Below are 26,877 nucleotides of genomic sequence, written 5' to 3'. Positions count from 1 at the left end.
CTCCGACCGGTCGGAGGGAGACAGGCGTTGACCGAAGTCAAGGACTGGCTGCGATCTACTTCTATGGATTACCCTGATCGCGGGGCGAGCCGGCTTCCGACGCATCTGGACGTACCAGCTAGAATGACAGACGATTCTGCGACCCAGGACCGGATCTTTGCGGTGCTCACCGATTCCGCGGATCATCCGAACGTGAGGCGGATCGATACGCACGCAGCTTCGGTCTTTCTCGAAGGCAGGCGCGCCCTGAAAATCAAGCGCGCCGTGCAGTTTCCGTTCCTCGATTATTCGACGCTCGAGAAGCGCAAGGCGGCGTGCGAGGAGGAGATCAGGATCAACCGGCCGCTGGCGCCGCAGATCTATCACCGCGTCGTGGCGATCACGGAAGAGGCGGATGGATCGGTGAAGGTCGACGGAAGCGGCCGGCCGATCGAGTATGCGGTCGACATGTCGCGCTTCGACGAAAGCCGGACGCTGGACCACCTGGCCAAGGCCGGTCCGCTGGATGCTAATTTCGCCTCGGCTGTCGCCGACGCGATCGTGGCTTCGCATGCGCAGGCTGTTCGCGCCGACGGCAAGGCATGGGTTTCCGCCATCCCCGGCCTGATCGACGGCAACAGCAATGGCCTGCGGACCGGCAATCATTTCGAAGCCGAACAGATCGCGCAGCCCGGCAGAGACTCGCACGCGATGTTCCTCCGCCTCCGGCCTTTGCTCGAACAGCGCGGCCGTCAAGGCTTCGTGCGCCGCTGCCACGGGGACCTGCATCTTGCGAACATCGTGTCGATCGACGAGCAGCCGGTGCTGTTCGACGCCATCGAGTTCGACGCCCGGATGGCAACCATCGACGTGCTCTACGATTTCGCATTCACGCTGATGGACCTGTTGCATCACGATCAGCCACGCGCGGCCAACATCGTGCTGAACCGCTATCTCGCCGCGACTCCGGTCGAAAATCTCGACGCGCTCTCCACCATGCCGCTGTTCATGTCCATCCGGGCGGCGATCCGCGCCCAGGTCGCGCTGGCACGGCTGAAGCCGCCGCATTATGATGATCCGGGCACTCTCGACGATGCACGGCGCTATTTTGGCCTCGCCCGGGCGCTGATCCGCCCTCCCGCTCCCCGGCTGATTGCGGTCGGCGGACTGTCAGGTACCGGAAAGACGATTTTGGCGGGCGCTCTCGCGCCGGACGTTACGCCGCGGCCGGGGGCGATCGTGCTGCGCAGCGACCTCGTCCGCAAGCAAATGTTCGGGGTCGAGGACACGGACCGGCTGCCGGCATCCGCATACACGCCGGAGGTTGCCGCCCGCGTTTACGACATGTTGACTCAGCAAGCCCGGCGGGTGCTGGCGCAAGGCCATTCAGCGATCATCGACGGCGTGTTCGCCCGTGAGGACGAACGAGACGCGGTCGCCGCACTGGCACGCGAGCGCAACGTGCCGCTGAGCGGCCTATTTCTCGTTGCGGACCTCGCGACCCGGCAGGCGCGGATCGGAAGCCGCCGGGGTGACGCATCCGACGCCACGCAAGAGGTTGCCGCGCTGCAAGAGCACTATAATATCGGCCATGTCGGTTGGGCGACCATCGATGCATCCGGGACGCAAGAGCAGACGCTCCAGAACTGCCGGGACGCGATCACTGCGGGCAAATAAGGCAATCTGATTGACGCGGGCAAGGATGGCGCGACCCAGTACGAGTTCGACGGTGACCGCGCGCGCCCAGCCCGCGGCGAGGCGCAATGCCCTGCCCGGCCGCCTCAGCCCCGGCATGGTCTGCGACACGGCCTTCCGGATCATCGCCCGCCGTCACCTCGACGCCGTTCTCGCGCAGCATGACGGCACCTGCCGCGGCGATCCCGAGGCGCTGCACCAGATCCGGATTGCACTGACGCATCTGCGCACCGCCATCCGCTTCTTCTCGCCGATGGTCGATGACGCCCTTCGGCCGGAGGTCTGGACCGAACTGAAATGGCTGAACAGCCAGCTCGGCATGGTGCGGGACCTCGACGTGGCGATCGACCGGGTCATCGCCGAGAGTGGAGGTGATTTGACCGTGATTGCCGAGCTCCAGCACTGGGACGAGAAGCGCGCCGAGAGCCACCGCCTGCTGGCGCGCGCGCTGCAATCCGCGCGGTATCGCCACCTCGTCGAGCAGACGTCAGCCTGGATCGAGAGCGGCCCCTGGTCGACCCGGCGCAGCAAGGAGGCTATCAGGCTGCGCCGCTGCACGCTCGCCGACCACGCAACGGCGCAACTCACGGAATGGGAAACGACGCTGCTCAAGAAGGCGCGCAAGCTCCGCAAGCTCGACGTCGAGAAACGGCACAAGCTGCGGCTTCTCAACAAGCGTCTGACCTATTCGATCGAGTCGCTCGAGGACCTGTTCGCCGACGAGTCGCTGACGAAGCAGAAGTCCATCCTCAAGCAATTGCGCAAGGCGCAAAAGTCCCTCGGACAGTTGAACGACGATGCACGAGGGCAAGCTCTGGCGGCGTCGTTGAACGAGGCCGTCCCCGAGGCGGGCATTCGCTTCCTCAATCGGAAGCGCGCAAAGAAGCTGCTGCGGACCGCCTCGGACGCCTACCGGAAACTCGACAGGGCCAAGCCGTTCCGCTCCGCCGACCTTGCGCCGAATGCGGAACCTGAGGATTAGGTGTGGACGTAGTCTCCCGGCGCGTCGGGCAGACAGTCAAGGTCTCCGCCTCCGATCTGCGGCGGATCGCAGGGAGCCCCGGAGCGTGCTGCCAGCCATTCGACCCATTCCGGCCACCACGACCCCTCGACTTGCGGTGCCAGCTTCAGCCATTCATCCGGGCCGACATAGGGCGCGTCAGCAGCCTTGATCAGCACTCGATAGCTGTGGCCGGGCTCGTCCGGCGGGGCGACGACGCCGGCATTGTGGCCGCCGCTGGTCAACACAAACGTCACGTCGGCATCGACCTGATAGTGGATCTTGTAGACGGATCGCCACGGCGCCACGTGATCGGCGAGCGTGCCGACCACGAACATCGGCGCATGGATGTCGGAAAGCGAGACACTCTTGTCCCCGACACGATAGCGGCCTTCGGCCAGATCGTTGCCCAAGAATAGCTTTCGCAGATACTCCGAGTGCATACGATAAGGCAGACGCGTGGCGTCGGCGTTCCAGGCCATCAGGTCGCTCTGTGGCGCGCCCTCACCCATCAGATAGTCATGCGACAGCCGCGACCAGATCAGTTCGTTGGAGCGCAGCAGCTGGAACGCGCCGGCCATCTGCGTCGTGTCCAGATAGCCACGCTGCCACATCAAGTCTTCGAGAAAGGCGACCTGGCTCTCATTGACGAAGAGCGTCAACTCGCCGGCCTCTGTGAAATCCGTCTGTGCAGCAAGCAGGGTGATCGTGCACATTCGCTTGTCGCCATCGCGTTCCATTGCGGCCGCAGCGATCGACAGCAATGTGCCGCCCAGGCAGTAGCCGAGCGCATGGGTCTTCCGACCCGGCAGGATCCGGCCGATCATGTCCAGCGCCGCCATGACACCCAGCTTGCGATAGTCGTCGAAGGCAACATCCCGGTCCTTGGCATCCGGATTTCGCCAGGAAATCGCGAATACGGTGAAGCCCTGACTGGTCAGATACTTCACCAGAGAATTCTGCGGCGACAGATCGAGGATGTAATACTTCATGATCCAGGCCGGCACGATCAGGATCGGCTCGGGTCGCACTTGCGCGGTCGTCGGATGGTACTGGATCAGCTCGATCAACTCGTTGCGATAGACGACCTTGCCCGGCGAAGCCGCGACCGTCTTGCCGACGATAAACTGTTCGTCACCCGCCGGCTTTGCGGCGGAGAGCAGACGCATCAGGTCGCTGCACCAGTTCTGCCAGCCGAACACGAAATTCTCCCCGCCGCTCCGGAACGCCTTCTCCAGCACTTGCGGATTGGTCGCCGCGAAATTCGACGGCGCCAGCATGTCGAGCATCTGACGCATCGAGAATTCGACGATGGCTTCATTTGCGTGCGACACGCCGCGTACGCCGGTCGTGGCATCGTGCCACCAGCGCTCTCCGAGCAGGAACGCCTGCGCAAGCAGATTGAACGGCGCGGCTTCCCACTGTGGCCCCCTGAAGCGACGATCCCGACCCTGCGGCTGAATCACGGACCACGGCTTTTGCGACGTTGCGTGCGCGGCAGCTTCCAGAAACTGGCCCATGTCGCGAAGGACGTTGCGCGACATCTCCACCTGACGCTGCGGCGCCGCAGCGAGATGAGAGCTCCAATCGAGCCAGGCGAGCGACAAGGCCAGCGGCGAAATCCCGCCCGTCAACCGCGCCAGCATCGCGTGAAACGAACGGTCAAGAGGGTATGGCTCCGATACAGGCAGGGGATCGACGGCGACCGGCATTCCAGCCAGCGGCTCGGGGCTCGTCGTAGAGGCTCCGGGCTCAACAACAGGATTGACGGAGAGAACCTGAGCGGACGGCTCTTCGGCCCGTGGAAGTATCTGAACGATGCTCATGGCTGAATGTTCCTGCCCGCTTCTTGTCTAGGTGGGCAGCAGGATATGGCGAGGCTTCGGATGCGCGTTGAGCTGCATCAAGTCCGGGGCATCGATCACAATTGCTTAATCGGGAAGAGCCCGTTTCATCCTTTGACCTGCGTCAAACCGCGGCACGACGCGAGAGCTAGGTTTTGCGCATTGACATTCCATAGGCTAGCGGAGTCTGCCATGCGCGCCCATCAGATCATGACCCGGTCGGTCATCTCGGTTACCCCCGACACCAGCATCGTCGAGGCGGCAAACATCATGCTGAAGCGGCATGTCAGCGGTCTCACGGTCGTTGACGATGCCGGCAAGCTGGTCGGCGTGGTCTCGGAAGGCGACTTCATCCGCCGCAGCGAAATCGGCACAGGGCGCAAGCGCGGGCGCTGGCTGCAGTTCATTCTCGGATCCGGCAAATCGGCCAGCGACTTCGTCCACGAGCACGGCCGCAAGGTCTCGGAGGTGATGACCGCCTCACCGGTGACCATCACCGAGGATACGGCGCTTGCCGAGATCGTCGATCTCATGGAACGGAACAATGTGAAGCGTCTACCGGTGGTCTGCGGCGACAAAATCGTCGGCATCGTATCGCGCGCGAACCTGCTACAGGCGGTGGCGGGCCTCGCCCGCGACGTGCCGGACCCGACCGCGGACGACGATCACATTCGCAGCCGCATCATCGACACCATGGAGAAGAACGACTGGTGTCCGTTCGGGCTGAACGTCATCGTCCGCGACGGAATCGTTCATCTCAGCGGCGTCATCACCGAGGAGCGCGCGCGACAGGCCGCGGTTGTCGCAGCGGAGAACGTCAACGGCGTGAAGAAGGTGCATGACCATCTCTGCTGGGTCGACACCATGTCAGGAGTATACCTGAACTCGCCCGAGGACGATGACCTCGCCAAGGCAAGCTGACCAAGGCAAGCTGAGCGCGCACCGATCGCAGTTCAGCGCGGAATGACGGCGGTGGCCTCGATTTCGACGCGCGCCGCCTTCTCGACGAGCCGGACGACCTGAACCAGCGCCATCGCCGGATAGTGGGTGCCGAAGATGGTGCGGTAGGCCTTGCCGAGCTCTTTCAGGTTCGCCAGGTACTCGTCCATGTCGACGACGTACCAGGTCAGGCGCACCAAATGCTCGGGCTGCGCACCGGCCTCCGCGAGAATCGCGGCGATGTTGCTCAAGGTCTGGCGCACCTGCGCGACAAAGCCGTCCGCGAGACGCTCCTCGGCATCCCAGCCGATGACGCCGCCAGTGACGACGATGCGTCCCTCGGCGGCCATGCCGTTGGCATAGCCCTTCGGCACCGGCCAACCGGACGGCTGGAGCACCTGCGCCCTGGAGCGGGTTTCGTCCTCGGCTGCTGTCGGCAGCACCGCGAGGTGCGGGCCTTTCGGCGTCGTCACGGACAATTCTCTATCCTTCTCTCATTCCGCAGCGACGCCGGAGGACGTCACCGCGGCCTGCGCCAGCTGCCGCAGGGCAAATCGCTTCAGTTTGCCGGTCTCGGTCTTCGGTAGTTGCGTCACGAACTCGATCGCGCGCGGATATTTGTATGGCGCGATCTCCCGTTTGACATGCTCCTGCAACGCGGCCACCAGTTCGGCGTCCGGCGTCACGCCCGGCGCGGCAATGACATAGGCCTTCACGATCATGCCGCGCGCCTCGTCCGGCGCGCCGACGACCCCACACTCGACAACGGAGGGATGCGTGAGCAGCGCCGCCTCGACGTCCGTGCCCGCGATGTTGTAGCCGGCCGACACGATCATGTCGTCCGAGCGCGACTGGTACCAGAAATAGCCGTCGCTATCCATCAGATAGGTGTCGCCCGTGATGTTCCAGCCGTTCTGGACGTATTTGCCCTGCCGCTCGTCAGCGAGATAGCGGCATCCGGTCGGCCCGCGTACCGCGAGCAGTCCCATTCTACCCGGCGGCAAATCATTGCCGGAATCGTCGACGATCTTCGCTTCATATCCCGGCACCGGCTTGCCCGTTGCACCGGGGCGAATCTCGTCCTCGGTCGCGCTGATGAAGATGTGCAACAGTTCGGTCGAGCCGATGCCGTCCATCAGCTTGATGCCGGTCGCCCTCAGCCAGGCATCGAACGTCGGCTTGGGCAGCGTCTCGCCCGCGGACACGCATTTGCGGAGCGAGGAGATATCGCGGCCCGGAAGCTTGCCAATCATCGCCCGGTACGCGGTCGGCGCGGTGAAACAGATCGTGGTCTTGTACTGCTCGATCGCATTCAGAATGTCGTCGGGCGCCGTCTTCTCCAGAACGACGAAGGAGGCGCCGATGTGCATCGGAAACAGTACGCCGCCGAAGCCGAACGTGAAGGCGAGCGGTGCCGAGCCGACGAAGCGATCCATCTGCTCCGCGCGCAAGATGTTGCGCGCATAACCATCGCAGACCGCCAGCATGTCACGGTGGAAATGCATGGTGCCCTTGGGATCGCCGGTCGTGCCCGACGTGAACGCGATCAGGCAGACGTCGTCGGATGCAGTATCGACAGCTCCGAACTCCGGACTAGCATCCACCATCAGCGCCTCGAGCGAGTCGCCGCCGCCGTTGCCCCAATAGACCACGTGCTTGAGGCCGGGGGCCGCGGCTTTCGCCTTCTCCATCTCCTCGGCGAGTTTTCCATCGCAGAGCGCGATCGTGATCTCCGCCTTCTGGATCGGATAGGACAGCTCCTTGGCGCGCAGGAGCGGCATCGTCGCCACGACGATGCCGCCGGCCTTGATCACCGCGAGATAGGTCGCAACCATCATCGGATTGTTGGCCGAACGCAGCAGCACGCGCCCGCCGGTGACGAGACCTAGCTTGCCGACCAGCACATTGGCGATGCGGTTCACGAGCGCCTGCAACTCGCGATAGGTGTAGCTGACGCCGGGGCTGATGACGCAAGGAGCGTCGCCATGTCCCTGCTCGACCCAGCGGTCGAGGAAATAGCTGACGCAGTTCAAGCGGGGCGGATAGTGCAGTTCCGGTCGCGTGAAGATGAATTCCGGCCAGAGCTCGCGTGGCGGAAGATGCTGCCGCGCGAACGAATCGACATGGGCCGTCGCAACATTGTCGTCACGCGAGCCCGAGACTTGAACCTTGGCGGCGTTGGCCATCGCACGCTCCTTTCAGCATGGAAAGCACCCGGCAGCACTAACTTGGAAACATTTTAGGCTTAAAGTAATTTGGTGCAATAGCGGATTTTGGGCATCCCGTGCTTTTTCCGGCGGCAAATCGGATTGGCGGGCGCGTCAGCCGCGGACCTAGGCCCGGCGGCGACCGGCCGATTTCTGCGCCGACGCCTTGGTCTTGGCGAGGAGCCGCATCAATTCGCGGACATCCTTCGGCGTCAGATCGGCGAAGAGATCGGCGATCCAGGTCTCGTGTTCCGCGGCCATTCTTCGAAACTCGGCACGCCCGAGTTTGGTCAGCCGGATCACCTGGACGCGGCGGTCCGTCTCCGAAGTGCGCCGGTCGAGATGACCGGATTCCACGAGGCGCTCGACGAGGCCCGTCACGTTGCCGTTCGACACCATCATGCGCTTGGAGACGTCGGACAGCGTCATGCCGTCGGGTGCCTTGTCGAGCTGCGCCATCAGGTCGAAACGGGGCAATGTGACGTCGAAGCGCTGCCGCAACCGGCCACGGACCTCGCCCTCGATCAGGGTCGTGCAGGTCAAGAGGCGCAGCCACAGCCGAAGCTCTTCGGCGTGATCCTCCGGAGTTTCGACGGCCTTGGTCTCGGAATCGAGCATGTTGATGCAGTCACTCACGACCGGCATTGGCGCCCGGCATGGATTCCCAACGTTTTGAGCTTCAAATAAATCGAAGCCGGCTGCAAGCCTAAAGCCGCAACAATCGACCGCACGCCGATTTCTTTAGGCTTCAAATAATTGGCGCGCCGCTTGCATGCGCCGCTGCCCGCAGATGACGACGCCTTGAGCTCGCTTGCCGCGGCAGCAATCATCGGCATAAACTTGGATTGGAGTAGCGGCTTGCAGCGCAAGTCCTGTTGTCACGGGGGACAGACCATGAAGACGCAAATGACGTTGGCCGCAGCTGCCTTGCTGCTTGGCACCGCGGTGAGCCCTTCCCTCGCCCAGGAGAAAATCAAGCTGGGTGTGATCGTGACCCTGTCGGGACCCGCCGCCGCGCTCGGCCAACAGGTTCGCGACGGCTTTGCGCTTGGGATGAAGGATCTCGGCGGCAAGATGGGCGGCCGCGATGTCGAGGTCGTCGTGGTCGACGACGAATTGAAGCCGGACGCAGCGGTCACCAAGGTCAAGGGCCTTCTGGAGCGTGACAAGGTCGACTTCGTGGTCGGCCCGATCTTCTCCAACATCCTCCAGGCGATCCACCGGCCGGTCACGGAATCGAAAACCTTCCTGATCAGCCCCAACGCCGGTCCGTCTACTTTTGCCGGCAAGGACTGCAACCCGTTCTTCTATGTGACCTCGTATCAGAACGATCAGGTGCACGAAATCCTCGGCAAGGTCGCGCAGGATCGCGGCTACAAGCGCATGTATCTGATGGTGCCGAATTATCAGGCCGGCAAGGACTCGGTGGCGGGCTTCAAGCTCGACTACAAGGGTGAGATCGTCGAAGAATCCTACATGCCGCTGAACACGCTGGACTTCCAGCCGGAGCTTTCCAAGATTTCATCGCAGAAGCCCGATGCTCTCTTCACGTTCATGCCCGGCGGCCTCGGGGTCAATCTCGTCAAGCAATACCGGCAGGCGGGCCTCGCCGACAGCATTCCGGTGCTCTCGGCTTTCACGGTGGATGAATCGACCTTGCCGGCGCAGCAGGACGCGGCGGTCGGCATGTTCGGCGGCGCGAACTGGGCGCCCAATCTCGACAATCCCCAGAACAAGAAGTTCGTCGCCGCCTACGAGGCCGCCTATAACGGCGTGCCCGGCACCTACGCCTTCCAGGCGTATGATGCCGCGATGCTGATCGACAGCGCCGTCAAGGCCGTGAAGGGCGACCTCTCCAATAAGGACGCGGTCGCGGCCGCTCTGAAAAAGGCCGACTTCACCTCGCTGCGCGGCGCCTTCAAGTTCAACACCAACGGTTATCCGATCCAGGATTTCTACCTGACCAAGGTCGCCAAGCGCGCGGACGGCAAGTTCCAGACCGAGATCGTTCAGAAAGTCTTTGAGAATTACGGCGACCGCTACGCCAAGGACTGCAAGGCGGCGAACTAAGCCGCGCGTCGCGTTGAGGGAGGATCACAATGAAAAGCGAAATCACCGGCATCACACGGGCCAATGAGGGGATCCAGGGCATCTCCTGGAACATCCTCGGCCAGACCTATGTGCCGAAGAGCAACACGGAGCACAGCTTCTCCTGGCATGCGACGCTGCCGCCGGGCACGTTCGTGCCGCCGCACATTCATCCGGACCAGGATGAATATCTCTACATGCTGGAAGGCAAGCTCGATTTCATGCTCGGCAATTCCGAGTCGCAGGCGACCGCGGGCGACCTGATCCGGCTCGGCATGGGCGTGCCGCACGGCATCTTCAACAAATCGGAGCAGACAGCGAAGGTGCTGTTCTGGGTGTCACCCACCCGCAAGCTGTTCGACCTGTTCTGGGGCCTTCACAACATGAAGGAACAGAAGCCCGAGGACGTGGTGGCGATGGCCGCCGAGTTCAACATCCACTTCCTGCCGCCGCCGCCTCCCGGCGGCTAGCAGCGCTAGCTCAAGCCCGCACCGCCGCGAGTCCCGGCACTGCGGCGAAGCCGGCCTTTGTGGCATAGCCGCGCACGATGGCCTCGCGCTGGGAATAGCTCAGCACGTTGTCGACATTATCGAAACCGTCGGGCGCGAGCTGCTCGACGGCGTCGATGACGCCCTCGGGGCCGCCGCGCCGGTTGGAGCGGACGATGTCCGCGGTCATGGGTAGGCGCTTCTTCTCATATTCAAGCAACGCCTGGCGCGGATGCTCGGCGCGCACCAGCGCGTCGGCGAGGCAGCGCGCATCGAGGATCGCCTGCGAGGCGCCATTGGAACCAACCGGATACATCGGATGCGCGGCATCGCCGAGCAGTGTCACGCGCCCGGACGACCAATAGGGCAACGGATCGCGGTCGCAGGTCGGGTATTCGTAGAACTCGGGCGTGGCCGAGATCAGGCTCTTCACGTCGATGTAAGGGACCGAAAAGCGCGCCACATGCGGCATCAGCTCCTCGCGCCGGCCCGGCCGCGACCAGTCTTCCTTCCGCGGCGGCGGGGCATTGCCCTCGCCGACCTTCACCAGCACCGCCCAGTTGGTGAGACGGCTCGCCGGGCTCGATCCCTCCGCGATCGGATAGATCACCACCTTGGCGTTGAGGCCACCGGCGACGATCATCGACTTGCCGGTGAGGAACAGCGGCCAATCTCGCGCACCGCGCCACAGCATCAGGCCGTTCCAGCACGGCGGGCCCTCGTTCGGGAATAGCGTGTCTCGGACCCGCGAATGGATGCCGTCGGCACCAATCAGAATGTCGCCGCGCGCAGTATGGATGTGCGCGCCGGAGCGATCGAAGAAGTAAGCGGTGACGCCGCCCTCGTCCTGCGTAAAGGCGCCGAGGCGGCAGCCGGTGTGGATTGCCTCCGGCCCGAGCCGCTCCTCGACGGCCCGATGGATGACGCCTTGAAGGCGGCCGCGGTGGATCGAGAATTGCGGCACATCGTGGCCGGCGTCGATGCCGCGGGCCTCGCGCCAGACTTCCTGACCGTGACGGTTGAGGTAATAGAGCTGGTCGGTGCGGATCGCGACATCGTCAAGCTGCTGCAGCAGACCGAGGCCTGCCAGCTCGCGCATGGCATGGGGCAGCGTGTTGATGCCGACGCCAAGCTCGCGGATGGTGTCGGCCTGCTCGAAGATCTCGCAAGCGAGACCCCGCGAGCGCAGCATCAACGCGGTGGTGAGACCACCGATACCGCCACCGACGACAATCGCCTTCATCGCCCTCACTCCACTCGGTACACACCAGGCAATGCGGCTAAATTCGCACGGGCGGTCACTCCGCCGCAAGCGGCTTTGTCGCCTCCGCCTTGAGCTCGGCCCGGGTCTTGGGCTTAGCCTTAATTCTCAGCTCCTCGAGATCCTGCCGGTCGCGCACGCTGTTGCGGAAAATCTGATCTTTTCCGGGAAGATATTGCGGCGGGCAGAATGCCTCGCCCGCTCCGTACCAGGCCGCCGCCCTCATGGTGAAGAAGGGATCGACCAGATGAGGCCGCCCGAGCGCGACGAGGTCTGCCCGGCCGGCAGCCAGGATGGTGTTGGCCTGGTCCGCCGTCGTGATGTTGCCGACGCACATCGTGGCCACGCGCGCCTCGTTGCGGATCTGATCGGAGAACGGCGTCTGGAACATGCGACCATAGATCGGCTGTGCATCGCGCACGGTCTGCCCGGTTGAGACGTCGACGAGATCGACGCCGGCCTCGGCAAAAGCGCGCGCGATCGCCACCGCATCGTCGCCGCCGATACCACCCTCGGCCCAGTCGGTCGCGGAAATGCGCACCGACATCGGCTTGTGCGACGGCCATACGGCCCGCAGCGCCTCGAATACCTCGAGCGGGAAGCGCAGGCGGTTTTCGAGCGAGCCGCCATACTCGTCCGTGCGGGTGTTCGTCAGCGGCGAGATGAAGCTCGCAAGCAGATAGCCGTGGGCGCAGTGCAGTTCGAGCATGTCGAAGCCGCAGCGTTCGCCGCGCTCGGCCGCCGCGACGAAAGCGTCCCTCACTGCGTTCATGCCGGCGCGATCAAGCTCGCGCGGAACCTGGCTGTCGGGGAAATACGGCAGCGGCGATGCGGAAGTGACCTCCCAGCCGCCTTCGTCCAGCGGCCGGTCCATGCCGTCCCACATCAGCCTGGTCGCCCCCTTGCGCCCGGCGTGCCCCAGTTGCAGGCAGATTTTTGCGGCTGAGTTGGCATGGACGAAATCAACGATGCGCCGCCAGGACGCTTCCTGCTCGTCATTCCACAGTCCTGCGCAACCGGGCGTGATGCGGGCGTCGCGGGCAACGCAGGTCATCTCCGTGAAGATCAGGCCGGCGCCGCCGATCGCGCGCGATCCATAGTGCACCAGGTGGAAATCGGTCGGTACGCCCTCCTTCGCCGAATACATGCACATCGGCGACACCACGGCGCGATTGGCGATCTCCATCTCGCGCAGACGGAATGGCTGGAACAACGGCACCATCGGCTTCTTGGTGTCGACGTCAAAGCCGCCGTTGCGAACCTGCCTGGCAAACGACTTCTCGACTTCAGCCACGAAGTCAGGGGCGCGGAGTTTCAGATTATCATAGGTGATCGCCTTCGAGCGCGTCATCACGCCGAAAGCGAACTGCACGGGATCGAAATCCCAGAATCGGTCGACATGCTCGAACCAGACCAGCGAGACGTCGGCCGCGTGCTGCGTCTTCTCGACCTCCTCACGCCGCCCGTGCTCATAGAGATCGAGCGCCGCCTTGATGCTGGGCGCCTTCTCCATCGCCTCAACCAGCGCGATCGCGTCTTCCATCGCGAGCTTGGTGCCCGAGCCGATCGAGAAATGCGCGCTCGCCTTGGCGTCGCCGAGCAGAACCATGTTGTCCTTGACCCAGCGCTTGCTGCGGATCATCGGGAAGTTGCGCCACGTCGAACGATTGGTGAGCAGTTGATGCCCATCGAGGAACCAGCCGAAGATCTCGGCCATTCGCGCAGCGGACTGGGGCTCGTTCAGCCCTGTCAGCCCGGCGCGTTCGAACGTCTCCGGATCGGTCTCGAAAATCCAGGTCGAGTGCCCGGCTTCATATTGATAGGCATGGGCGATGAACGGCCCCCACTCCGTCTCCTGGAAGATGAAGGTGAAGGCATCCAGCGGCCTGGTCGAGCCCATCCAGGCGAACTTGTTGGTACGGAGGTCGACTTCCGGCTCGAAATGATCGACGTATTTGTCGCGGAAGCGGCTGTTGATGCCGTCCGCGAGCAGGATGAGATCGGCGTCGGCGAAACGGGATTCGTCCTCGACGTCCGCCTCGAAATTCAGGACGACGCCAAGTTCGCGCGCTCGCGCCTGGAGGATCAGGAGCAACTTCTGCCGCGAGCAGCCACAGAAGCCGTTGCCGCCGACCCGATGGACCGTTCCGCGGAAGTGTACGGCGATGTCATCCCAGTAGGCGAATTCCTGGGTGATGCGGCGATAGCTCGGAAGGTCGTGCTTCTCGAAATTGTCGAGCGTGGCGTCCGAGAACACCACGCCGAAACCGAAGGTGTCGTCGGCGCGGTTGCGCTCGTACACCGTGATCTCGGCGCTCGGCCGCTGCTTCTTGAGCAGGATTGCAGCGTAGAGACCCGCAGGTCCGCCACCGATGATCGCGACTTTCATGGGAGCCTCGCCAATTCAACCCGCCGAAACTATTTTAAGCCTAAAATAATATCGCGCAAGCCCCCATTACGGCAGGCCGCCGGCAAAGCCCGCCTTAGTCGCCCCTGAAGACCGGCTTGACCTTGTTGGCAAAGGCCTCGAAGGCCCGCTCGAAATCGGCCGTCGTCATGCACAGCGCTTGAGCAACAGCTTCCGCCTCGATCGCCTCCTCCACCGACATCGCCCATTCCATGGCCAGCATCCGCTTGGTCATGGTGTTGGCGAAGGTCGGTCCTTCCGCGATCTGCTTGGCCAGCACTTGTGCCTGGGGCAGCACCTGCTCCGGCGTGACGAGGCGGCTGAAGAAGCCCCAGCGCTCGCCCTCCTCCGCGGTCATGAACCGGCCCGTGTAGAGCAACTCGGAAGCGCGGGATTGTCCGATGATCCGCGGCAGGATCGCGCAGGCGCCCATGTCACAACCGGCGAGGCCCACCTTGTTGAAGAGGAATGCAACCTTGGTCCCGCTCGCAGCAAGCCGCATGTCCGACGCCATGGCGATGATCGCGCCCGCGCCGGCGCAGATGCCTTCGACCGCGGCAACGATCGGCTGCGGACAGGCCCGCATCGCCTTGACGAGGTCGCCGGTCATCCGCGTAAACGCCGTCAGCCCCTTGGTGTCCATCTTCACGAGCGGACCGATGATCTCGAACACATCGCCGCCGGACGAGAAATTGGCACCAGCGCCGGTCACGACGATGGACTTGACCGCATCGTCGAACGCGCAGGCCCGGAAGAAATCGGTGAGTTCGCGATAGCTCTCGAAGGTCAGCGGGTTCTTTCGTTCCGGACGATTGAGCGTAACTGTTGCAACACCGTCGACTACGGCCAGCAGGAAATGCTGCGGCGAATAGTCCGCAAGCGGTAAGGTCACGGGATTGGCTGGTCTGCTCATACGATCTCCCTAGCTTCCATGTTCCGCGCCCATGCCAAGCGCGCTAAATCTCACCACCGGCGACAGCGATCGCCTGCCCGGTGATCGCACCGGCGCCCTCGCCGCACAACCAGAGCACGGCATCCGCGACCTCCTGAGGAGAGATCAACCGTCCCTGCGGATTATGTTTTGCGAGTTCGGCAATGGCCTGCTCGCGGCTACGCCCCGTCTTTTTCACGATGTTCTCGATGCTGCCTGCGACGAGATCCGTGTCGGTGAAACCGGGACATACCGCGTTTACGGTCACGCCGCTGCCAGCCATCTCGATAGCAAGGGAACGCACGAGACCGACCACGGCATGCTTGGCCGCGGTGTAAGCGCTGACATAGGCATAGCCCTTGAGCCCCGCCGTCGACGCGATCGCGACGATACGGCCGTAGGGACGATCCTTCATCCCCGGCAGCACACCGCTGACAGCATGGACCACGCCCATGAAATTGACGTCCATCATGCGCGCGAACAGGGCGCTGTCGGATTTGGAGAACGGCGCGGACTCGGCACTTCCCGCGTTGGCGATCAGGATGTCGATCGGCTGCCGCGCACTCGCTTCAGCGATGGCGACTTTCAATGAGGCTTCGTCCGAGACGTCGGCGACGGCCGCAAAATGCGCTGCCCCTGCGCTGATAGCCTCTTGGAGTGTGGCAGCACTTCGGCCAAGGACGGTCACCGTCGCACCGGCCTCGACGAGCGCTGCTGCGATGGCGCGACCGATGCCGCGACCGCCACCGGTCACCAGCGCGTGCGGCGAATGCGGTAATCCGGACATGCGCTGGCTCCCTCGCATTCTGCTGATCGCTCCCTCGATATATTTTAACCTTCAAACTTTTGCAAACAAGGCTCGACTCGGTCCCGTGAACGGCCGCGCGCCGAAGACCGGCCCGAAAATTGCTTTAAGTATAAAATTATCTCTTCCCATCCCTCACAGGCCTGTTAGCATCGAAGGGCCAAGCAAAAGGACGTCGCGTGTCGCAGCCTGCGCCAATGATAACAAAGGACGGCCGCTTCGCCTATGAAGCCGCGGGCGATCCGGGCGGGACACCTCTGATTTTCCTGCATGGCATCGGCGGTGCGGCACGGGCCTGGCGGCAGCAGCTTGCCACATTCAGCGACCGCTTCCACGCGATTGCATGGGACATGTCCGGCTATGGCGGATCGGCGCCGCTCGCCAGCGTCAGCATCGCTGCCCTGGCGGATGCGCTTCAGCGATTCATCGAGCAGCTTGGTGCGAGCAGGCCAATTCTGGTCGGCCATTCCATCGGCGGCATGATCGTCCAGAAATGGCTGGTGCAATCCCCAAAACTGGCGCGCGCGGTCGTGCTGGCGCAGACCAGCCCGGCCTTCGGCAAGGCCGACGGCGATTGGCAGAAATCGTTTATCGCCGCACGGCTCGGGCCGCTCGATCGCGGGGAAACGATGAAGTCGCTGGCACCCTCTCTGGTGAAGGAACTCGTGGGCGACGATCCTGATCCCAGGGGAATGGAGCTTGCACGCGAGTGCATGGCAAGCGTGCCCGAGGCAAGCTATCGCGCCATGATGCTGGCCTTGATTGGCTTCGACCAACGCAGCACCCTCAAGGACATTTCCATCCCGACGCTGCTGCTGTCCGGCTCCAAGGACAACAACGCGCCAGCGCCGATGATGGCGAAGACGGCGACCTACATTCCTTCGGCTGAATATGTAGAACTCGGCGCTGTCGGCCATCTCGCCAACCTCGAACGCCCTGATGCCTTTGACGAGGCCCTCGGCCGGTTCCTGAACTCCGTCGCGACCAAAACGTAGGGTAGCTGCGTCATGACCATGCAAGTCAGCAAGACCATCGGCGCGACTGACAAGGTCGCGTTGGATGCGCCAATTTTTGATCCCGTCGCATTCCGTCTGAGCGACGAGCAGGCCGGCATCATTTCGCGTGCGCGCGAGATCGGCCAGAGCGTGTTCGCTGGCCGCGCCGCGACTTACGACCGCGAGGCGATCTTCCCGTCCGAGAATTATCGCGACCTGCATCGCGTCGGCTTGCTCGGTATTGCCGTCCCCAAGAAGCATGGCGGGCTCGGCGCGAATTATCAAACCTACGCACTGGCGGCAGCCGAAATCGGCCGCTATTGCGGCGCGACCGCGCTCACCTGGAACATGCATGTCTGCTCGACGCTGTGGTCGGGCCCGCTCGCCGACGATCTCGACATGGATGCAGAGACCCGCGCCGAGCACGAGCGGCGACGTGCAGTCCACTACAAGCGCATCGTCGAGGGCGGCGCGATCTATTCGCAGCCCTTCTCGGAGGGCGGTGCGGCAGCGGCAGGCGGTGTCGCTTTCGGCACGGAAGCAAGGCCGGTCGAGGGCGGCTGGATAGTCAACGGCAAGAAGATCTTTGCATCACTCTCCGGCCATGCGGATTATTACGGCGTTCTCTGCACCGAGATCGAGGAAGGCGAGAAGGCTTCGCGTCGCAACACGCTTTACCTCGCCATCCCCGCAAAATCGGAAGGCGTTTCGGTCGTCGGCGACTGGGATCCGCTCGGCATGCGCGGAACGGTCTCACGCACGCTGCTGTTCAAGGACGTGTTCGTGCCGGCAGATTCGGCGCTGATGCCGCGGGGCGTCTATTTCCAGGCCGCGATGCGCTGGCCGCACATGTTCCTGACGCTGTCGCCGACCTATATGGGCCTTGCGCAAGCCGCCTATGACTTCACCGTGCGATATCTGCGCGGCGAAGTACCGGGCATGCCGCCGGTCAAGCGCAGGATGTATCCGACCAAGCAAATCGCGGTCGCACAGATGCAGATCAAGCTCGAGCAGATCAAGGCGATCTGGTTCCAGGCCGTCACCGAGGCCCGCGCCAATCCGAGCAAGGAGCAGGTGCTGCGCGCCTATGCCGCGCAATATTCGGTGATGGAGGGCGCCAATGAGCTCGCCGCGCTCGCGATCCGCACCTGCGGCGGTCAGGCCATGCTCCGCTCGCTGCCGCTCGAGCGGATCTATCGCGACAGCCGCTGCGGCTCGCTGATGTTGCCCTGGACAGCCGAGCTCTGCCTCGACCGGATCGGGCGCGAGGCGCTGTACGAGGCCGGCGAAACGGACGACTGACGGTGGACCTCTGTAGTCTGATCGATCGCAACGCGGCGTTCGCGCCAGACAAGACAGCCATCGCCTTCGAAGGCGAACGGTTGAGCTATGCAGCGTTCGCTGCACGCATCGAGCGGACGGCGGCGACATTGAAGCAGGAACTCGGCGTAGGCCGGGGCGACCGCGTTGCGATCCTCAGCCTGAACCGGCCGGACTATCTGGTTCTGCTCTATGCCTGCGCGCGGCTCGGCGCGATGCTGGTGCCCCTGAACTGGCGGCTGGCGATCGCTGAGCAGCTATTTATCCTCACCGATGCCGGCGCCAAGGTCCTGGTGCTCGAGCAGGCATTTGAGGGGGTTCTTGCCGAGCTTGAGGGGACTGCAATTGTCGGGCTCGATTTCGAGCCGCCCCGCGGCACGACGTTCGAAAACCTGTTGGCTCGCAGTGAGGGCAACGGCCGCAACCCGCACACCGATCTCTCCTGTCCGCTCCTCATTGTCTACACATCAGGAACGACCGGACGGCCCAAAGGCGCGGTGCTGCGCCAGGAGGCGCTGTTCTGGAACGGCGTCATGAGCCAGCACATGCACAACATGACGTCCGATGACCATGTGCTGACGCTGCTACCGTTCTTCCACGTCGGTGGCCTCAACATCCAGACTACGGCGGCGCTCCAGCTGGGCGCGATGGTCACGGTTCACGCACGCTTCACGCCAGACACCGCGCTTGCGGCCATCGAACGGGGACGGCCGACCTTGACCGTGATGGTGCCGGCGATCATCCAGGCCGTAAGTGAGCATCCCGCCTGGGCAACGACCGACCTCTCGTCACTCAAAGCCGTCGCGACCGGCTCGACCATCGTGCCGCCGCATCTGATCGACCGCTTCGTCGCGCGCGGCGTCCCGGTGCTTCAGGTCTACGGCTCGACGGAAACATGCCCCATTGCAGTCTACACCCGGCTTGGTGGCGATCTCTCACGTGTGGGATCGACCGGACTTGCCGGCCTGTGCTGCGAAGCGAAGGTGATTGATCAGGCCGGCAACGAGATGCCGGCGGGCGCACCGGGCGAGATCGCGGTGCGCGGCCCCAACGTGTTCTTCGAATATTGGGGCAATGCGGACGCCACGCGCGATGCGCTGCACGACGGCTGGTATCGCACCGGCGATATCGGCCTGTGCGACGCGGACGGCTATTTCTGGGTGCGCGACCGCAAGAAGAACATGATCATTTCCGGCGGCGAGAACATCTATCCGGCGGAGGTCGAACGCGTCCTGCTCGAACATCCCGATGTCAGCGAATGTGCCGTGATCGGCCGACCCGATCCACGCTGGGACGAGGTGCCCATCGCCTACGTGATCCGGCGATCCGACTGTCGACTGGAAGCCGACGAGTTGAAAGCCCATCTTCAGACCCAACTCGCCCGCTACAAGATTCCGCGCGACATCGTTTTCGTCACGGACCTGCCGCGCACTGCGCTCGGCAAGGTCCAGCATTTCCTGCTGAAGCAGCTTGATGCGCAGTCGCGCGCGCAAGGAGAAGCATCTTGAAGATTGCGGTTCTGGGTGGGGGGAACGGCTCTTTCGCGGCCGCGGGCGATTTTGCGCTGTCGGGACATGAGGTCCGGCTCTGGCGCCGCGACGCGGATCAGGTTGCAGCGCATCGTGCCGCCGGCTCCCGCATCCTGGTGAAGGATCATAACGGCCGCCACGACGTCAAGCTCACGCTGGTCACGACCGGCATCGCTGAAGCCGTCCACGGCGCAGAGCTGATCCTGTGCCCCGCCCCCGCCTTCGCGCAGCCGGACATTGCCCGGCTGCTTGCTCCGCATCTGCGGGACGGACAGGTCGTGTTTCTGCCGCCGGCCACCTTCGGTTCGATGATCTTCGCCCAGGCTGCGCGGGATGCCGGCAACCACGCCAAGGCGAGCTTTGCGGAGACCGGGACCTTGCCCTGGCTGACGCGTAAGCACGGGCCATTCGAGATTGCCATCACCATCCGCGCCAAGCGACTTCCGGTCGGCGTTTTTCCGCTCGATCAGGCGCCGCGTGCACTTGAGGTGATTGGAAAGGCTTTCCCCGGTGTGATCGAACCGTGCGGAGATGCGCTCTCGGGCGCGCTGATGAACGCAGGCCCGATCATCCATCCGCCGCTGATCGTGATGAATGCAGGCCCGATCGAACATTTCGAAAAGTGGGACATCCACAAGGAAGGAACGCAAGCCGCGATTCGCCGGGTCACCGACGCACTCGACGCCGAACGCATCGCTGTCCGTGAGGCGCTTGGATATGGCGCACCGCATTTTCCGCTGGCCCATCACTACGCAAGGGAAGGTGAGATGTGGATGTATGGCCGCGGCTCGCATGACCGGCTGACCGATTCCGGTGACTGGCGCGAGCGAATCGTGCTGACCGAGCACCGCTACATGAGAGAAGATTTGCGGCTTGGGCTATCGCTGCTGGTCTCCGTCGCTGCCCTGGCGGGCGTGGCTACGCCGCTGGCCAAGGCATTCCTGGCCATCGGTGGCGCAGTCTGCGGTGAGGATTTTGCGCAAGGCGGCCGAACCCTCGATACGCTGGGGCTCGGCAATCTCGGCAAGGCCGAACTGCAGACGCTGCTTCGCGGGGGATTTTGACCGATGACCAGCCGAACTACCATCGCCTGTCTCGGGGCCGGCCGCATGGGGCGCGGCATCGCCGTTGCGTTTGCCTACGCGGGGCATACGGTCACGATGATCGACATCAAGGCCCGTTCAGTGGAGGATTTCGCCAGGCTGGAGACAGATGCGCTCGGCGAAGTCGGGAAGACCTTTGCCAGCCTGTCGAAGCTGGGGCTACTGGCCGAGGCGGATGTCGCTCCGCTCATCGCACGGGTCTCGGTGGTGCCGGCCAGCCAGAGCGGTGTGGCACTGTCGGATGCGGGAATAGTGTTTGAGGGGGTCCCCGAAGTCGTCGAGCTCAAGCGGGATGTCCTGGGGGCGGCCTCAAAACAAGTCGGCCCGGACACGATCATTGCCTCAACGACGTCGACCATTCTCGTCGACGATCTCTCGGACGCGATCGTCAACCCTCGCCGCTTCCTCAATGTGCACTGGCTCAATCCGGCCTATCTGATCCCGCTGGTCGAGGTTTCGCCCGGTAAGGCCACCGATCCCGCCGTCATCGACGAGGTCAAGGCGCTGCTCGAAGGCATCGGCAAGGTGCCTGTGGTCTGCGCGGCGACGCCCGGCTTCATCGTTCCGCGTATCCAGGCGCTGGCGATGAATGAAGCCGCTCGCATGGTCGAGGAAGGCGTCGCCAGCGCCGAGGAGATCGACAAGGCGATCCGCTACGGATTTGGCTTCCGCTATGCCGTGCTCGGGCTGCTCGAATTCATCGACTGGGGCGGCGGCGACATTTTGTACTACGCTAGCCGGTATCTCGAGGGCGCACTTGGCAGTGACCGATATCGCGCGCCAGACGTCATTACCCGCAATATGCACGAAGGCCGGATCGGCCTGCGCACAGGCGCAGGCTTTCTCGATTATTCAGGCATGGACGTGGATGCCTATCGGGCAAAGCGGCTTCAGGCGATGGTCGACCTGCTGCGTCACTTCGACCTGGCGCGGCCGCCGGTGCTCGATCGCGGCTAGCCGAAGACGTCCTGCAGCACCCCCTCACGCACCACCGCGACGCCATCGAGCTCGATCGTCGTCCCCATCATCGGTAGATCGAAATGGCCTGCCGTGTAACGGCCGGCGAATTCGTTGGCACCGGTCGAGAACAGAAAGTTGCCGGAGACGGCACGAATTTCCGTGCCGTTGGTGTCGCGCTGATCATACATCGACAGCGCCTCGTAGCGCGCGCCCGGATTCATGCCGAAGCCGACATGCGATACCGCATAGGCTTCCCGATCGCCCCAAGCGGCAAGATAGGCACGCATCATCGCGGCATCCGTGCCCTCGCCTTCCAGCTCGACGACATAATCGTCCTTCAGTGTCATCTTCACCGGCGATGTCAGGTATCGCTTGAAGGTCAGGTTGATGTCGCCGGGCGCCATCACCAGCGTGCCATTGATCGTTCCGCTCTTGGGGAAGCTGACAACGATGCCGCCGGGCCAATGCGCCAGCGTACCGGGCTTGTCCGTCCACCCCCACACACCGACCGTGGACGCTCCGACCATATCGACGTCGAGCGCCGTGCCGGCTTTCGAGGTCACCCGCATCCGCTTGGTCCCACGCAGCATCTTTGCCGCCGCGCGAACGCGCTTCTCGAGCGCCGGATCCGGCACCATCCGCTCCAGCGCCTCGGGATGCTCGTTGGAGATCACCAGGATACGCGCGCCAGCTTTGAGGATCTCGGGTGTCTCCACCGCATGCATCAGGCCCTCGATGGTGCAATCCACCACGAAGCCGGCCTGCTGAAGCGCGGTGATCACCGGGCCAAGCCGCTGGATCGCCTCGCTTGCACCGGTCGAGCGAACCGGAACGATATTCCGGTTACGCGGGGTCGGCATCACCACGTGGAACGGCCGCGCGCCGATCCGCAGCAGCGCGAGCTCCGCCAGATGAACATTCAACGCGCGTGACTGGGTTTCCGAGAGGATCGCCGCGGTATCGCCGGCCTTGACGGCGCACCGCTCAAAAATCTCGCAAAATGCGTCGATCCATTTTGCTTCAATGCGATCAGCCAGCATGGTCTACTCCCGGTCTTCTGGTTTCTTCTTCGTCAGTTCATGCTTCGGGGAAACCCCGCAGCAGGTACGAGCGCACCGCCCCGAGCAGGCCATTCAGGATCAAGCCCAGCAGCGAGATCGTGATCAGCGGCACGAACATATCGACGGCTTGAAAGGTCCGGGCCGCCGTGACGAGGACATGTCCGAGCCCGTCGCTCGACGTGATCATCTCCGCCAGAAACACCACGATGCAGGAAATGACAAGGCCGATCCGGCAACCGGTCAAGATCGACGGCATCGCGGCCGGCAGCACCACCTTGAAGAGGATCTCATAGCGCGGCGTTCCCGCCGCCATGGCCGACCAGATCAGCTTCTGCTCCACCGTTGACGCGCCGTAATAAGTAGAGAGCAAAATGGGAAAGAGTGCATCCGCTGCCACCAGCGTGATTTTCGATCCGTGACCGAAGCCGAGCAGCAGCAGCAAGGCCGGATAGAGCGCGACCTTGGGCAAGGGCGCAAGCACGCGAACGATCGGCCGAACCACGGCGTTGATAGCCGGATTGGCGGCGGCGGCGATGCCGATGCTGACACCGAGCACGACCGCAATCGCGAAGCCGGCAAACAGCCGGATCAGGGTCGCCGCGATCTCCTGCTGAAACGTCCAAGTCACGAGTTGCTGAAGCAACCTGCTGAAGACGTATCCCGGCGGCGGCAGCAAGACCGCAGGCGCAAACCCGAATGATACGAGGCCTTGCCACACCGCGATCACCAGCACGATCGGCGCGAGCCCGAGGATGACGTTTGCTGAACGAAGGCGCGATGTCATGAGAAGCTCAGCGGCATGTCGAACTGCGGTTCAGACCAGCGCACCAGCCTTGCGCGGACCCGCTCGAAGATCGCATCCAGGCAGATTCCCATCGCCCCCACGATGATGATCATCGCAAAGACGGTGTCGTATTGGCCCATGTCGAGCGCGTTGAACAGGATATTGCCGGCGCCGGACTGACGAGCGATCATCTCGCTGGTAATCATCGTGATCAGCGCCAGCACGAGTCCGGTGCGGCACCCGGTCAAGATTTCCGGCAGCGCCGCCGGCAGCACGATCCGGACCAGCCGCTGCGCAGGCGAAAGCCCCATCGCGGCGCCCGACCACAGCATCTTCTCTTCCACCGCCTTGGCGCCCTCGAAGCTGTGATAGATCACGGGCAGGCTGACGCCGAGGAAGATCACCAGCGTCTTCGTGATGTCGCCGACGCCCAGCCACAGCATGATGATCGGCATCAACGCCGCCTTCGGCACCGGGTAGATCACCATCAGGAGCGGATTGAAGAACGCCGCGACGGCCCGGCTGCGGCCCATCAACAAGCCGAGCGGAATCGAAATCAGCACGGCGACCCCGAAGCCGATCGCCATGCGGCGGAGCGAGGCCAGGATGTTGATCAGCGATTCCTTGTCCCCGAGAATGTCCGGGATTGCACGGATCGCCTCGATCGCTGTCGGGAAGCTGTCATTCTTCAGCGCGAGTGACGCAACCTGCCATGCCGCCAGAAGCCCGATGCAGGCAAACACTGGCGCGGCACGCTTGCCCAGGGCGGCCAGCGACGTCATGACGGCGATCCCGTCTCTTCGACCTCGTCGAACATGCGCTCGATATCGACGACATATTTCTGGTACCGCGGATCGAGCAACAGCTCGTTGCGACGCCGCGGCCGCGGCAGATCGATATCGATCACCTGTCGGATGCGACCGGGCGATGTCGACATCATCACGACCTTGTCTGACAGGAAAACAGCCTCGTCAACCGAGTGGGTGACGAACAACACCGTCTTGCGATCGCGCTCCCAGATATTCAGTAGATCGTTCTGCAGGCGCGTCCGGGTGTGAGCATCAAGCGCACCGAACGGCTCGTCCATCAACAAGACTTCAGGATGGTAAGCCAGGGTCCGAGCCAGTGCCACGCGCTGCTTCATGCCGCCCGACAGTTCCTTGGGATAGAAGTTCTCATAGCCCTTGAGTCCGACCATCTCGATCAGGGCCCGGCTCTGCGCTTCCGCCTCAGTAGCCCGCACGCCCTGCTGGCGAGGGCCATACATCACGTTGCCCAGCACGGTCTTCCACGGAAACAACGCGAATTCCTGGAACACCGGACCGCGATCCGGCCCTGGCCCCGTGATCGTCCGTCCCTTGATCTTCGCTGAGCCGCTGGTGGGGCTGACGAAGCCGCCGACGACGTAAAGCAGTGTCGACTTGCCACAGCCGGACGGACCAAGGATGGAGACGAAGGCTCCCTCGTCGATCGTTAGCGAGATGTCCGATAGCGCCACATGATCCTTGCGCGCCGAGGTCTGAAATACCTGCGAGACGCCCTTGATCTCGATGATTGCAGAAGCCGGTTTTTGCGGCGTCACCGGTTTCACCCATTCGCTCGATCTCGAAGGCACTACCTTCATCCCGTCTCACTTCATTTGCGCGCGAACCCTGCGCAACAGGCTCGCTGACGTCCTCCGTCAGCGGCACGAGCTTAGCAAGAAACCTGCCAGACCACCGGCTGTTTCCGAGCAGGTTCGCCGCGTCATTCGAACCAGGGCCATTCTGCGGGCCCCTCATGCGTGACGGCTCCGCCCGGTGCCTGGCCGACCAGCCGCGCATATTTCGCGAGGGCGCCAGCACGATGACGAGGCGGACGCGGCTTCCAATCGTGTCGGCGCGCAGTGAGTTCCGGCTCGTCGACCAGCATGTCCATCCGCCGATTTACGGCATCAATCCGGATCCTGTCGCCATCGCGAACCAGCGCCAGCGGACCGCCAATGAAGGCCTCGGGAGACACATAGCCAACGCACATTCCGCGAGTGGCGCCAGAGAACCGCCCATCCGTGATCAGGGCCACTTTTTCGCCCATGCCCTGTCCATAGATCAGCGCAGTGACGCCGAGCATCTCGCGCATGCCTGGGCCGCCGACCGGACCCTCATTGCGGATCACAAGCACCTCGCCCGCCTTGTAGCTGCGGTCACGAACCGCTGCGACACAAGCTTCTTCGTCTTCGAAGACGCGCGCCACACCTTCGAACAACTGGCTCTTCAAGCCCGCGACCTTGATCACCGCACCATCGGGGCAGAGGTTTCCCTTCAGCACGGCCACGCCGCCATCGGGCATGATTGGCGCGCGAGCCGCGTAAACAACCTCTCCGTCAGGCGCGTTGGCGGCGCCATATTCTTCGGCAATTGTACGGCCCGTGACGGACAAGCAGCTGGCATCAATATGCCCGCTCTGGATCAGCTCCCGGATCACCACGGCGGCGCCGCCGATATCGTAGACATCCTTCGCCGTATATTTGCCTCCAGGCCGCAGGTTTCCGATCAGCGGCGTCCTGGCAAAAACCTCGCCGACATCATCGATCGTGAATGCGATCCCGGCCTCGTTCGCCATCGCCGGCAGATGCAGCGCAGCATTGGTCGAACCACCCGTGGCAGCCACGATTGCCGCGCCGTTTTCCAGGGATTTCCGCGTCACGATGTCGCGCGGCAACGGCCCGCCGCGCTCCAGCATCTCCATGATGAGGCGTCCGGCACCGCGCGAGATCTGGGCGCGCTCGGCGTAGACGCCCGGCACCATCGACACATTGGGAATGGTGAGGCCCATCGCTTCGGACACCATCCCCATGGTGTTCGCGGTGAACTGGCCGGCGCACGCGCCGATGGTCGGCAGGCAGGCTCGCTCGATCCGCTCAAGCGTGGCGCCGTCGATCTCTCCGGTCATGAAGCTGCCGACAGCCTCGTAGGAGTCGAGCACGGTCAGGGTCCGCCCGTCCACGCGGCCCGGCAGCGAGCTGCCGCCATAGATGAAAATGGACGGCACGTTGCACCGGACCATGCCCATCATCACGCCGGGAAGCGTCTTGTCGCATCCGCCGTATCCGATCAGTGCATCGTAGGCGAGACCATGGACGACGGCTTCGATCGAGTCGGCAATCAGCTCCCGCGAAAACAGGGAGAACTTCATCCCCTCGTGATTCATGCTGATACCGTCGGAAACCGACACGGTCGAAAACTCGCGCGGCGTGCCACCGGCCTCCTCGATTCCCGTCTTGGCTGCCGCGACCTGAAAGTCGTGCGTCATGTTGCAAGGCGTTTGTTCGCCCTTCATGCTGACGACGCCGACCATCGGCTTGGCAATCGCAGCATCGTCGAGCCCCATGGCGCGCATGAACGCGCGGTGCGGAGCCCGGTCGAGGCCGTCCGTCGTGATCCGAGATCGCAACTTCTTCATACGTGCATCTTCTTCAGGCAACGTCCCGGATCATCCCGGA

Annotated in this window: 24 protein-coding genes; 10 read left to right on the top strand and 14 right to left on the bottom strand. The window is 63.5% G+C overall.

What is annotated here, in order from left to right; all coding sequences use genetic code 11:
- Positions 1 to 123 precede the first annotated feature (123 nt).
- Both JQ591_RS23270 and JQ591_RS23265 read left to right on the top strand, forming a co-directional pair.
- Complete coding sequence (locus tag JQ591_RS23270) at positions 124 to 1,656, top strand: AAA family ATPase (protein WP_211398305.1); 1,533 nt, start codon at positions 124 to 126, stop codon at positions 1,654 to 1,656.
- Positions 1,657 to 1,681: 25 nt separating this feature from the next.
- On the top strand, positions 1,682 to 2,656 hold the full coding sequence (locus JQ591_RS23265; RefSeq protein ID WP_211398304.1) for a CHAD domain-containing protein: 975 nt from the start codon (positions 1,682 to 1,684) through the stop codon (positions 2,654 to 2,656).
- On the opposite strand, the gene JQ591_RS23260 is transcribed toward JQ591_RS23265, so the two are convergent.
- Complete coding sequence (locus JQ591_RS23260; RefSeq protein ID WP_211398303.1) at positions 2,653 to 4,500, bottom strand: PHA/PHB synthase family protein; 1,848 nt, start codon at positions 4,498 to 4,500, stop codon at positions 2,653 to 2,655. The genes JQ591_RS23265 and JQ591_RS23260 overlap by 4 nt on opposite strands.
- Before the next feature lie 210 nt (positions 4,501 to 4,710).
- Here JQ591_RS23260 and JQ591_RS23255 point away from each other — a divergent pair, with 210 nt between their 5' ends.
- Complete coding sequence (locus JQ591_RS23255) at positions 4,711 to 5,439, top strand: CBS domain-containing protein (protein ID WP_211398302.1); 729 nt, start codon at positions 4,711 to 4,713, stop codon at positions 5,437 to 5,439.
- A gap of 32 nt (positions 5,440 to 5,471) precedes the next feature.
- Here the strand turns inward: JQ591_RS23255 and JQ591_RS23250 are convergent, their stop codons facing one another.
- The 4 genes from JQ591_RS23250 to JQ591_RS23235 form a co-directional block, all read right to left on the bottom strand.
- Entirely contained in the window at positions 5,472 to 5,930 is a 459-nt protein-coding gene (locus JQ591_RS23250) for a RidA family protein (RefSeq protein WP_433995212.1), read from the bottom strand.
- 21 nt (positions 5,931 to 5,951) lie between these two features.
- Positions 5,952 to 7,643: a benzoate-CoA ligase family protein gene (locus JQ591_RS23245; protein ID WP_211398300.1), complete on the bottom strand. Its 1,692-nt coding sequence runs from the start codon at positions 7,641 to 7,643 to the stop codon at positions 5,952 to 5,954.
- Positions 7,644 to 7,790: 147 nt separating this feature from the next.
- The gene (locus JQ591_RS23240; protein ID WP_211398299.1) at positions 7,791 to 8,309 is read right to left on the bottom strand and encodes a MarR family winged helix-turn-helix transcriptional regulator; all 519 of its coding nucleotides are present in this window, start codon (positions 8,307 to 8,309) and stop codon (positions 7,791 to 7,793) included.
- The gene (locus JQ591_RS23235) at positions 8,297 to 8,500 is read right to left on the bottom strand and encodes a hypothetical protein (protein ID WP_211398298.1); all 204 of its coding nucleotides are present in this window, start codon (positions 8,498 to 8,500) and stop codon (positions 8,297 to 8,299) included. The genes JQ591_RS23240 and JQ591_RS23235 overlap by 13 nt, the downstream gene beginning before the upstream one ends.
- A 58-nt stretch (positions 8,501 to 8,558) precedes the next feature.
- Between JQ591_RS23235 and JQ591_RS23230 the strand changes: the two genes are divergently transcribed.
- Both JQ591_RS23230 and JQ591_RS23225 read left to right on the top strand, forming a co-directional pair.
- Positions 8,559 to 9,734 (top strand): ABC transporter substrate-binding protein, encoded by a 1,176-nt coding sequence (locus tag JQ591_RS23230; RefSeq protein WP_211398297.1) that lies wholly within the window; start codon positions 8,559 to 8,561, stop codon positions 9,732 to 9,734.
- A gap of 29 nt (positions 9,735 to 9,763) precedes the next feature.
- Complete coding sequence (locus JQ591_RS23225; RefSeq protein ID WP_211398296.1) at positions 9,764 to 10,222, top strand: cupin domain-containing protein; 459 nt, start codon at positions 9,764 to 9,766, stop codon at positions 10,220 to 10,222.
- Positions 10,223 to 10,232: 10 nt separating this feature from the next.
- Here the strand turns inward: JQ591_RS23225 and JQ591_RS23220 are convergent, their stop codons facing one another.
- The 4 genes from JQ591_RS23220 to JQ591_RS23205 all read right to left on the bottom strand — a co-directional run bounded on the left by JQ591_RS23220 (position 10,233) and on the right by JQ591_RS23205 (position 15,626).
- A complete protein-coding gene (locus tag JQ591_RS23220; protein ID WP_211398295.1) occupies positions 10,233 to 11,483 on the bottom strand; it encodes a flavin-dependent oxidoreductase in 1,251 nt (416 codons plus the stop codon).
- 55 nt (positions 11,484 to 11,538) lie between these two features.
- Complete coding sequence (locus tag JQ591_RS23215) at positions 11,539 to 13,890, bottom strand: bifunctional salicylyl-CoA 5-hydroxylase/oxidoreductase (protein ID WP_211398294.1); 2,352 nt, start codon at positions 13,888 to 13,890, stop codon at positions 11,539 to 11,541.
- 94 nt (positions 13,891 to 13,984) lie between these two features.
- Entirely contained in the window at positions 13,985 to 14,821 is an 837-nt protein-coding gene (locus JQ591_RS23210; protein ID WP_211398293.1) for an enoyl-CoA hydratase family protein, read from the bottom strand.
- A 43-nt stretch (positions 14,822 to 14,864) separates the two neighbouring features.
- Positions 14,865 to 15,626, bottom strand: coding sequence for an SDR family NAD(P)-dependent oxidoreductase (locus tag JQ591_RS23205; RefSeq protein WP_211398292.1), 762 nt, complete (start codon positions 15,624 to 15,626; stop codon positions 14,865 to 14,867).
- 215 nt (positions 15,627 to 15,841) lie between these two features.
- Between JQ591_RS23205 and JQ591_RS23200 the strand changes: the two genes are divergently transcribed.
- Genes JQ591_RS23200 through JQ591_RS23180 form a run of 5 tightly spaced genes read left to right on the top strand, consistent with a single transcriptional unit; the run spans position 15,842 to position 21,548 of the window.
- On the top strand, positions 15,842 to 16,639 hold the full coding sequence (locus tag JQ591_RS23200; protein ID WP_249137512.1) for an alpha/beta fold hydrolase: 798 nt from the start codon (positions 15,842 to 15,844) through the stop codon (positions 16,637 to 16,639).
- A gap of 12 nt (positions 16,640 to 16,651) precedes the next feature.
- A complete protein-coding gene (locus JQ591_RS23195; RefSeq protein ID WP_211398290.1) occupies positions 16,652 to 17,941 on the top strand; it encodes an acyl-CoA dehydrogenase family protein in 1,290 nt (429 codons plus the stop codon).
- A 2-nt stretch (positions 17,942 to 17,943) separates the two neighbouring features.
- On the top strand, positions 17,944 to 19,467 hold the full coding sequence (locus tag JQ591_RS23190) for a class I adenylate-forming enzyme family protein (protein WP_211398289.1): 1,524 nt from the start codon (positions 17,944 to 17,946) through the stop codon (positions 19,465 to 19,467).
- The gene (locus tag JQ591_RS23185; RefSeq protein ID WP_211398288.1) at positions 19,464 to 20,552 is read left to right on the top strand and encodes an NAD/NADP-dependent octopine/nopaline dehydrogenase family protein; all 1,089 of its coding nucleotides are present in this window, start codon (positions 19,464 to 19,466) and stop codon (positions 20,550 to 20,552) included. Before JQ591_RS23190 ends, JQ591_RS23185 begins: the two co-directional genes overlap by 4 nt.
- A 3-nt stretch (positions 20,553 to 20,555) precedes the next feature.
- Positions 20,556 to 21,548 carry a 3-hydroxybutyryl-CoA dehydrogenase gene (locus tag JQ591_RS23180; RefSeq protein ID WP_211398287.1) on the top strand — a complete coding sequence of 331 codons (993 nt, stop codon included), beginning with the start codon at positions 20,556 to 20,558 and terminating at the stop codon, positions 21,546 to 21,548.
- On the opposite strand, the gene JQ591_RS23175 is transcribed toward JQ591_RS23180, so the two are convergent.
- From JQ591_RS23175 to ilvD, 5 genes are all read right to left on the bottom strand, one after another.
- A complete protein-coding gene (locus tag JQ591_RS23175) occupies positions 21,545 to 22,591 on the bottom strand; it encodes a peptidase M29 (RefSeq protein ID WP_211398286.1) in 1,047 nt (348 codons plus the stop codon). The two genes, JQ591_RS23180 and JQ591_RS23175, sit on opposite strands and share 4 nt — an antisense overlap.
- A 37-nt stretch (positions 22,592 to 22,628) precedes the next feature.
- Positions 22,629 to 23,396, bottom strand: a complete 768-nt coding sequence (locus JQ591_RS23170; RefSeq protein ID WP_211398285.1) for an ABC transporter permease — start codon at positions 23,394 to 23,396, stop codon at positions 22,629 to 22,631.
- A complete protein-coding gene (locus tag JQ591_RS23165; RefSeq protein WP_211398284.1) occupies positions 23,393 to 24,178 on the bottom strand; it encodes an ABC transporter permease in 786 nt (261 codons plus the stop codon). Before JQ591_RS23165 ends, JQ591_RS23170 begins: the two co-directional genes overlap by 4 nt.
- Positions 24,175 to 25,020 carry an ABC transporter ATP-binding protein gene (locus tag JQ591_RS23160; protein WP_211398283.1) on the bottom strand — a complete coding sequence of 282 codons (846 nt, stop codon included), beginning with the start codon at positions 25,018 to 25,020 and terminating at the stop codon, positions 24,175 to 24,177. The genes JQ591_RS23165 and JQ591_RS23160 overlap by 4 nt, the downstream gene beginning before the upstream one ends.
- Positions 25,021 to 25,142: 122 nt before the next feature.
- Positions 25,143 to 26,837: a dihydroxy-acid dehydratase gene (ilvD, locus tag JQ591_RS23155; protein ID WP_211398282.1), complete on the bottom strand. Its 1,695-nt coding sequence runs from the start codon at positions 26,835 to 26,837 to the stop codon at positions 25,143 to 25,145.
- Between the last annotated feature and the right edge of the window lie 40 nt (positions 26,838 to 26,877).

Source organism: Bradyrhizobium canariense (assembly GCF_018130465.1).
Classification (GTDB): Bacteria; Pseudomonadota; Alphaproteobacteria; order Rhizobiales; family Xanthobacteraceae; genus Bradyrhizobium; species Bradyrhizobium canariense_C.
This window is presented reverse-complemented; position numbering and strand designations above follow the sequence as displayed.